We start from the raw sequence: 7,872 nt of genomic DNA, 5'->3' as shown, positions 1-7,872 counted from the left end.
TGCGTGTCGTTACCCACCTCGATACCGGGGGTCTTCTCTGACCTCAAATCCCGTTCACAACCTCCCGAGGAACTACATCTAGGGGAGCGACACCGGCACCAGGGGAACTGGCGCGGGCTGCTCAGCTGAGTTCGGAGCTGGCTGCGCCGCTGTGATCTGTGCGCAGATAGAGACCTGCCGCATTGCCCCACAGCGCGGCCTGCGCCTGCTCAGCAGTCAGCACGTCCCGGATGAGGGAGAGATCCTCGTCGGCGAACGGCCGCGGTGCCCGTGTCGAGGGCAGGTCGGTGCCGGCCATGAGCGCCTGCGGGTTCGCCTCGGCGATCTGCCGCAGAGCTTCGGCCGGGTCGAGATCGATGCGGCCGAGACCGGTGGCCTTGACCTTCGCCCCGACCTCAGCGAGGCGCAGCAGCTGCGGAAACCCAGCCTGCGAGAGCCCGAGGTGGTCGATGCTCACCTGCGGCAGCCCGGTCAGCAGCGGGCTGAGCTCGCCGAGATCGCGGGCGTCGAGATAGAACTCGGCATGCCAGCCGGCACGCTCCCAGACCCGGGTGGCGAGCTGCTCGACATCGTCGATGCCAGCCGAACCTCCGCGGCGCAGATTGAACCGCACCGCCCGCACCCCAGCGGCATCGAGCGCATCGATCTGCGCGTCCGTGACACTGACCGGCACCTGCGCGACCCCGACGAAACCCGGCCCGAGCGCCTCAAGCGCTGCGACAAGATACGTCTGGTCGAAGCCCTGGAACGACCCGGAGACCACCGCGCCGCCGGTGACCTCCATGCCGACCGAGTCAGGCAGGCCTGCGATGCGCTGCCGGTAGTCGGCGACGGCGAAGGGATCGGGCAGATACCCGTCATTGGCGGTGAGCGGGAAAGCCGGGTCGATGATGTGCAGATGGGCGTCGAAGACCGGCTGCATGATCACTCCTCATCTCAGGTGATCCGGTTGCCGGCCATCGTAACCGCCGGCAGAACCCGCGCCGCCCGCTCCGGCTGCCTGCCGGCCCGCCGGCACCTCGGTGTGCTCGTCTTCGGACTATGAGCAGATATTCACGTCCTCACTTCTGAAACTGATTGAGCGATGGAATAAGGTTGAAGGCGAGCCCGTTATGCCGGACAGAGCCTGGCACAACCGACGGGCCGCCATCCACGTATGAGGAGGATTCTCATGGTTGAGCAGTACACGCTCCCGGACCTGCCCTATGACTACGCAGCACTTGAGCCGCATATCTCGGCCAAGATCATGGAGCTGCACCACGACAAGCACCACGCCACCTACGTCAAGGGCGCCAACACCGCCCTGGAGCAGCTGGCCGAGGCCCGTGAGTCCGGCGACCTGTCGGACCTGCCGAAGCTCACCCGCGACCTGCAGTTCAACCTCGGCGGCCATGTCAACCACTCGATCTTCTGGAACAACATGTCCCCGGACGGCGGCGACAAGCCGGTCGGCGAACTCGCAGCAGCCATCGATGACGCCTTCGGCTCGTTCGACAAGTTCCGCGAGCAGTTCACCACCGCCGCGACCACCATCCAGGGTTCGGGCTGGGCTGTGCTGTACTACGACGCCCTCGGCGGCAACCTGCTCATCGGCCAGCTGAAGGATCAGCAGTCCGACATCCAGCTCGGCGGTGTGCCGGTTCTGCAGCTCGACATGTGGGAGCACGCCTTCTACCTCGACTACCAGAACGTCAAGCCTGACTACGTCAAGGCCTGGTGGAACGTCGTGAACTGGGAGGACGCCGGAGCCCGCTTCGAGCGCGCCCGCCAGCAGACCAAGGGCATGCTGCTCGGCTGAACCGCCGCGCACTGAAACCCCGGCGGCTCGGATCCACCCGGATCCGGGCCGCCACTGCATTCAGCACAAGGCACCTTGTCTCCGCTAAGCTGTCACGATGACTGATTCCCTGTTCCGCCTCGCGCACTGGCAGCCGGAGATTGCCGTGCAGCTCATCGAGATCCACCAGGCTGCGCTGCGCGATGACGACGTCGACCTGCTGCGCAACACTCCGGAGCTCGCAGACGCTGTGGCAGCCGCGCACTTCGCCCAGAAGCTCGCCGCCACCGAGGCCGAGGGAACCATGTGTGCGCGGGTGATCCTCGGCACCGGGGAGGCAGAGGGGCGGGTGCTCGGGCAGGTGATGGCCTCCCAGATCGAGCGGACCCATTCGACCGCGTGGATCTCCTACTGGCTGCGCCCAGAAGCCCGCGGACGCGGGATCGCGTCTGCGGCACTGCGCCAGTGCGTGGACCTGCTGCACGACGAGTGCGGCATCTACCGGCTGGAACTCGGCCACCGGATCGACAATCCGGCATCCGGGCACGTCGCCGCGGCGGCCGGGTTCCTGCGCGAAGGCACCGAACGGCAGCGGCTGACCTACGGCAGGCAGCGCTACGACGTCCACCGGTGGGCCAGGCTCGCCGGCGACCCCAGGCCGTGGCAGGTGAGTCGCGAAGGCCACACCGCCTCGCACGCGGCCGGGCACTAGACTGAAACCCACGCACCCGCGATCTGAAAAGAGGAACATGAGCGCAATCCGCGTCGCCGTCATCGGAGCTCACGGACGCATGGGCAGCCACGCCGTCGAAGCGATCGAAGCCGCAGACGGACTCGAACTCGCCGCCGCCCTCGGCAGCTCCGACTCCCTCGACTCCCTCACCGGCGCCGATATCGACGTCGCCGTCGAACTCACCGTGCCCAAGGCGACCGCCGACAACGTCGCCTTCCTCGTCTCCCACGGCATCGACACCGTCGTCGGCACCACCGGCTGGGACGCCGAACGCCTCGACGCACTGGAGAAGCAGCTGGCCGACCAGCCGGGCACCGGCGTGCTCATCGCCCCGAACTTCTCGATCGGTGCGGTGCTGGCGATGCACTTCGCGGAGATCGCCGCCGCCTACTTCGACTCCGCTGAAGTGCTCGAGATCCACCACCCGCGCAAACTCGATGCGCCCTCGGGAACCGCCGCCCACACCGCCCAGCGGATCGCCGCCGCCCGCAAGCAGGCAGGCCTCGGGCCCGCCCCGGACGCCACCGAATCGGATCCCGACGGCGCCCGCGGAGCGGTCATCGACGGCATCCACGTCCACGCCGTCCGGCAGGCCGGCATGAACGCCAGCGAGGAGATCATGTTCGGCTCCCAGGGCGAGGCGCTCACCATCCGCACCGACACCTTCGACACGCAGGCCTTCATGCCCGGCATCATCACCGCCGTGCGCGCCATCGGCGACAAGCCCGGCCTGACCGTCGGGCTCGAGCACTTCCTGTCGATCTGAGCACCGCAGCACGCATGTCGAAAGCGAAGCTCGGCGCACTCATCATCTCAGCGCTGCTGGTCCTATACCTCTTCTTCATGCTCCAGCGCGCCTGGATCATGCTGAGCGACCCCAACCTCATCGCCAAAGCACTCGGGATCGCCCTCCTCGTCCTGCCCATCGTCGGGGCATGGGCGCTCATCCGCGAGCTGCTCTTCGGCACCGCGATGGAACGCCTGGCCAGGATCCTCGGCACGGAGGGCGGACTGCCGCCGGACACGCTGCCGCGCACCCCCGGCGGGAAGATCATCCGCGCAGCAGCCGAGGAGGAGTTCGAGAAGTACCGCGCCGAAACCGAAGCCGCCCCCGATGACTGGCGCAGCTGGTTCCGCCTCTCCTGTGCCTACGACGCCGCCGGTGACCGGCGCCGGGCGCGCGCGGCGATGCGGCACGCGATCAAGCTGGAGAAGACAGCAGCCTGAGACCGGCTCACGCCCGCCAGGCGGGCGAGGCCGGCAGGAGGCCTGCCCGCACCCAGGCGACCAGCCGGCTGAGCGGCCACTCGAGCGGTCCGCGCGGACTGACGAACCGCACCCACAGGGTGGCGAAGATCAGTGCTGCGACGATGTGCACCGCCAGGCCCGCCAGCGGCGGCAGGAGCGCATCAGTGAACGCCACGCCGATGACGTGGACGGTGTAGATGCTCAGCGGCATGGCACCGGCTGCGACGAACGGGGCCAGCCAGCGCAGCGCCGGCCCGCGCGCGGCGAGCATGCACACCGCCAGCACCGCGACCGCCACCCCCGCGGTGTGCAGCAGGTCCAGGGGAGTGGCCGAGTGCGGACCGGCCATCACCAGCCACCACCAGGAGCCCGGCGGGGTCGTGCCGTAGTTGCCGACCATGAGCAGATACTCCAGGTCGGAGCCGAACGGATCCGCACCCGAGGCGAGCTCGGCCTCGAGCACGGCCCGCCCGCCCATCGTCAGCAGCAGCGAGGAGGCGAACAGCGCCAATGCCGCCACCGCGGAGCCGATGAACGCCAACCCGGTCCACAGGCTGCGCGAGGTCCAGTCGAGGCGGGCGATGCACATGCCCAGCAGCACGAAGCCCATCCACTGCAGCACCGGGTAGTACCCGGTGATCGCCAGCTCCGTCAGCAGCAGTCCCGGATCGGCGAGCATGAACACATCCGGGACGTCGTAGCTGGGGTACAGGCCCTGCCCGGTGCGCAGCGCATGGCTGAGGAACGGGGTGGCGATGAGCCACACCGGAGCCAGGATGCCGAGTGCCAGCCGGGGCAGGCGCAGCAGGAACGAGGCGATGATGAACATCAGCCCGTAATTCGCCAGGATCACCGCCACAGAGGAGCCGAGGGAAGCCAGCAGCAGGCCGAGGACGAAGATCACCGCCCCGCGCACCCACAGCCCGGAGGCGGCCGCCAGCCAGGCACGCGGCCCGGGGACGGAGAGCAGGGTGCGGGTCGAGAGCACCACCGAGACGCCGGCGAGCACGGCGAACAGAGCCGAGGAACGGCCGGCGAAGAGCGTCGCCCAGGTCGGATCCGGGTCATCGAGGGGAACGATATGTGTGATCATCATCCCGAACAGCGCGATCGACCGCGCCAGGTCCACACCCAGCAGACGCATCCCGGCGGCCGGGCCCGAGGCGGTGGCCGGCCTGGCAGCAGGCGGGCCGGCAGGCGAGTCGGACATGGATCCTCCCGGTGATGCGAGGCGCAGAATATCGCCCCCGATTCTTCCACAGCCGCCGTGCCTGTCCTCTCAGCTGCAACCAGCGGCGGTAGGATGAGACCATGGCTATGGTGAACTCTGCGCAGGCACACGATGCCGCCGCGGCCTTCGGCACGGTCGGCACCGCAATGGTGACTCCCTTCTCCGCCTCGGGAGACGTCGACTACGACACCGCCGAGGCGCTCGCCGCCCACCTCGTCGACCTCGGCAACAACATGCTCGTCGTCTCCGGGACCACCGGCGAATCGCCGACGACGACCGATGCCGAGAAGTCCGAACTGCTCACCGCCGCCCGCCGCGGCGCCGGTGATCGCGCCAAGCTCGTCGCCGGGATCGGGACGAACAACACCACCCATTCGATCGAACTCGCCCAGCAGGCCCGCGACGCCGGTGCCGACGGGCTGCTGCTCGTCACCCCGTACTACTCGAAGCCGCCGCAGGACGCCATCATCACGCATATGCGCGCTGTCGCCGATGCCACCGACCTGCCGGTGATGCTCTACGACATTCCCGGCCGCTCCAGCGTGCCGCTCGAGCCGGCCACCCTGGCCGCCCTCGACGCCCACCCGAACATCCTCGCCGTCAAGGACGCCAAGGGCGACATCGCCTCGGCCCTGCAGGTGATGAGCGAGACGGGCCTGACCTACTACTCCGGTGAGGACGCACTCAACCTGCCGCTCATGAGCTGCGGGGCGATCGGCGTCGTCTCCGTCGCCGGGCACGTCTGCGCCGACCGGCTCGCCCAGATGACCGAGTATGTCGCCGCCAACGATCTCAACGCTGCCCGCGACGTGGCAGCGGGTCTCGTCAGCCTCATCGACGCCATCATGAACCACATGCCGGGAGCGATCTCCGCCAAGGCGGCGCTCGAGCTCCAGGGTGTGCTTCCCACCCGCGCAACCCGCCTGCCGCTGCTTGAGGCATCGGAGGACCAGGTGGAGTTCCTGCGCCGCGAAATGACAAGGAGCGGTTACCTCACGTGACCAACCAGATGACGAACTACGCGATCGATCCCGGCGACCCACCGAAGGCAGACCCCGAGGCGATGCGCATCGTCGCCCTCGGCGGCCTCGGCGAGGTCGGCAGGAACATGACCGTCTTCGAGTACCGCGGCAAGCTGCTCATCGTCGACTGCGGTGTGCTCTTCCCCGAAGAGGAGCAGCCCGGCGTCGACCTCATCCTGCCTGACTTCAGCTACCTCGACGACCGGATGGACGACATCGTCGGCCTGGTCCTCACCCACGGGCACGAAGACCACATCGGCGCTGTGCCCTACCTGCTCAAGCGCCGCGAGGACATCCCCGTCCTCGGCTCGTCGCTGACCCTGGCGCTGGTGGAGGCGAAGCTCAAGGAGCACCGCCTGCGCAAGACCGTCACCCGCGTGGTGCGCGAGAACGAAACCGACCAGCTCGGGCCCTTCGACCTCGAGTTCGTCGCCGTCAACCACTCGATCCCCGACGCCCTGGCCGTGTTCATCCGCACCGGTGCGGGCACCGTGCTGCACACCGGCGACTTCAAGATGGACCAGCTGCCGCTCGACCGCCGGATCACCGACCTGCGCGCCTTCGCCCGCCTCGGCGAAGAGGGTGTTGACCTGTTCCTCACCGACTCGACCAACGCCGAGGTTCCCGGCTTCACCGCCCCGGAGAAGGAGATCGGCCCGGTCCTCGACTCCGTCATCGCCACGGCGACCAACCGGGTCATCGTCGCCTCCTTCGCCTCCCACGTCCACCGCGTCCAGCAGGTCCTCGAAGCCGCCCAGGCGCACGGCCGCAAGGTCGTGCTCGTCGGCCGGTCGATGGTGCGCAATATGAAGATCGCCCAGGACCTCGGGTTCCTGCACGCCCCGCGCGGGGTCATCATCGACATGAAGGACCTCGACAAATACCCCGACGACCAGATCGTGCTCATGTGCACCGGCTCCCAGGGCGAGCCGATGGCAGCGCTATCGCGGATGGCCAACGGCTCGCATCCGAAGGTCGAGGTCAGCGCCGATGACACGATCATTCTCGCTTCCTCGCTCATCCCCGGCAACGAGACCTCGGTCTACCGCGTCATCAACGGGCTCATGAAGCTCGGCGCCCGTGTTGTGCACAAGGGCAACGCGAAGGTCCACGTCTCCGGCCACGCCTCGGCCGGGGAGCTGCTGTACTGCTACAACATCGTCAAGCCCAAGGGCGTCATGCCCGTCCACGGCGAATGGCGGCACATGCTCGCCAACGGCAAGCTCGCCGCCCAGACCGGTGTGCCGGAGGAGAACATCGTCATCGCCGATGACGGCTGGGTCGTCGACCTCAAGGACGGCCGTGCCCGGGTGGTCGGCGCCGTCGACTGCGAATACGTCTTCGTCGACGGCTCCTCGGTCGGCGAGATCACCGAAGCCGACCTCAAGGACCGGCGCATCCTCGCTGGCGAGGGCTTCGTGTCGATCTTCATGACCGTCGACACGCAGGCGCAGAAGGTCATCACCGGGCCGGTCATCAACTCCCGCGGCATGGCCGAAGACGACGATGTGTTCGACCACATCAAACCCAAGATCGCCGACGCGGTGGCCGAAGCGCTCACCGACGGGGTCAAGGACCAGCACAAGCTCCAGCAGATCATCCGCCGCACCATCGGCCGCTGGATCTCCTCGCGGCTGCGCCGCCGGCCGATGATCGTGCCGATGGTCGTCGTCGTCCCCGGAGCCGACGCCGCCGTGCAGTGACCGGCAGGCGGCTGCCGGACAGCCGGCAGCCGCCGCACACGCGGCAGCGCCCGGACACGCGGCAGCCGCCGCGCCATTTCCCTACACGCCGAGCCAAATTCGGCCCGGCCTGCCGCCGCGCCCCTACGATAGGCATCATGGCGACCAGTACGACTTCC

8 protein-coding genes are annotated in these 7,872 nt (G+C 68.3%); 6 read left to right on the top strand and 2 right to left on the bottom strand.

Going from position 1 to position 7,872, the window contains the following annotated elements:
* Positions 1-121 precede the first annotated feature (121 nt).
* The gene (locus tag H9634_RS12150) at positions 122-922 is read right to left on the bottom strand and encodes an amidohydrolase family protein (RefSeq protein WP_191726927.1); all 801 of its coding nucleotides are present in this window, start codon (positions 920-922) and stop codon (positions 122-124) included.
* A 249-nt stretch (positions 923-1,171) separates the two neighbouring features.
* Here H9634_RS12150 and H9634_RS12145 point away from each other — a divergent pair, with 249 nt between their 5' ends.
* The 4 genes from H9634_RS12145 (at position 1,172) to H9634_RS12130 (ending at position 3,737) form a co-directional block, all read left to right on the top strand.
* Positions 1,172-1,798 carry a superoxide dismutase gene (locus H9634_RS12145; RefSeq protein WP_191726925.1) on the top strand — a complete coding sequence of 209 codons (627 nt, stop codon included), beginning with the start codon at positions 1,172-1,174 and terminating at the stop codon, positions 1,796-1,798.
* Between the two features lie 97 nt (positions 1,799-1,895).
* Positions 1,896-2,489 (top strand): GNAT family N-acetyltransferase, encoded by a 594-nt coding sequence (locus tag H9634_RS12140; RefSeq protein ID WP_191726924.1) that lies wholly within the window; start codon positions 1,896-1,898, stop codon positions 2,487-2,489.
* Between the two features lie 37 nt (positions 2,490-2,526).
* Positions 2,527-3,276, top strand: coding sequence for a 4-hydroxy-tetrahydrodipicolinate reductase (dapB, locus tag H9634_RS12135; protein WP_191726922.1), 750 nt, complete (start codon positions 2,527-2,529; stop codon positions 3,274-3,276).
* 14 nt (positions 3,277-3,290) lie between these two features.
* Positions 3,291-3,737, top strand: coding sequence for a hypothetical protein (locus tag H9634_RS12130; protein WP_175292825.1), 447 nt, complete (start codon positions 3,291-3,293; stop codon positions 3,735-3,737).
* A gap of 7 nt (positions 3,738-3,744) precedes the next feature.
* Here H9634_RS12130 and H9634_RS12125 read toward each other — a convergent pair whose 3' ends face one another.
* Entirely contained in the window at positions 3,745-4,968 is a 1,224-nt protein-coding gene (locus H9634_RS12125; RefSeq protein WP_191726920.1) for a heparan-alpha-glucosaminide N-acetyltransferase domain-containing protein, read from the bottom strand.
* A gap of 101 nt (positions 4,969-5,069) precedes the next feature.
* Between H9634_RS12125 and dapA the strand changes: the two genes are divergently transcribed.
* Both dapA and H9634_RS12115 read left to right on the top strand, forming a co-directional pair.
* A complete protein-coding gene (gene dapA, locus H9634_RS12120) occupies positions 5,070-5,990 on the top strand; it encodes a 4-hydroxy-tetrahydrodipicolinate synthase (RefSeq protein WP_191726918.1) in 921 nt (306 codons plus the stop codon).
* 8 nt (positions 5,991-5,998) lie between these two features.
* A complete protein-coding gene (locus H9634_RS12115) occupies positions 5,999-7,714 on the top strand; it encodes a ribonuclease J (protein WP_191726931.1) in 1,716 nt (571 codons plus the stop codon).
* Positions 7,715-7,872 lie beyond the last annotated feature (158 nt).

The organism is Brevibacterium gallinarum, from assembly GCF_014836885.1.
In the GTDB taxonomy this organism is placed as follows: Bacteria; Actinomycetota; Actinomycetes; order Actinomycetales; family Brevibacteriaceae; genus Brevibacterium; species Brevibacterium gallinarum.
Note: the sequence above shows the minus strand (reverse complement) of the source record. Positions and strands in the feature narration are given on the sequence as shown.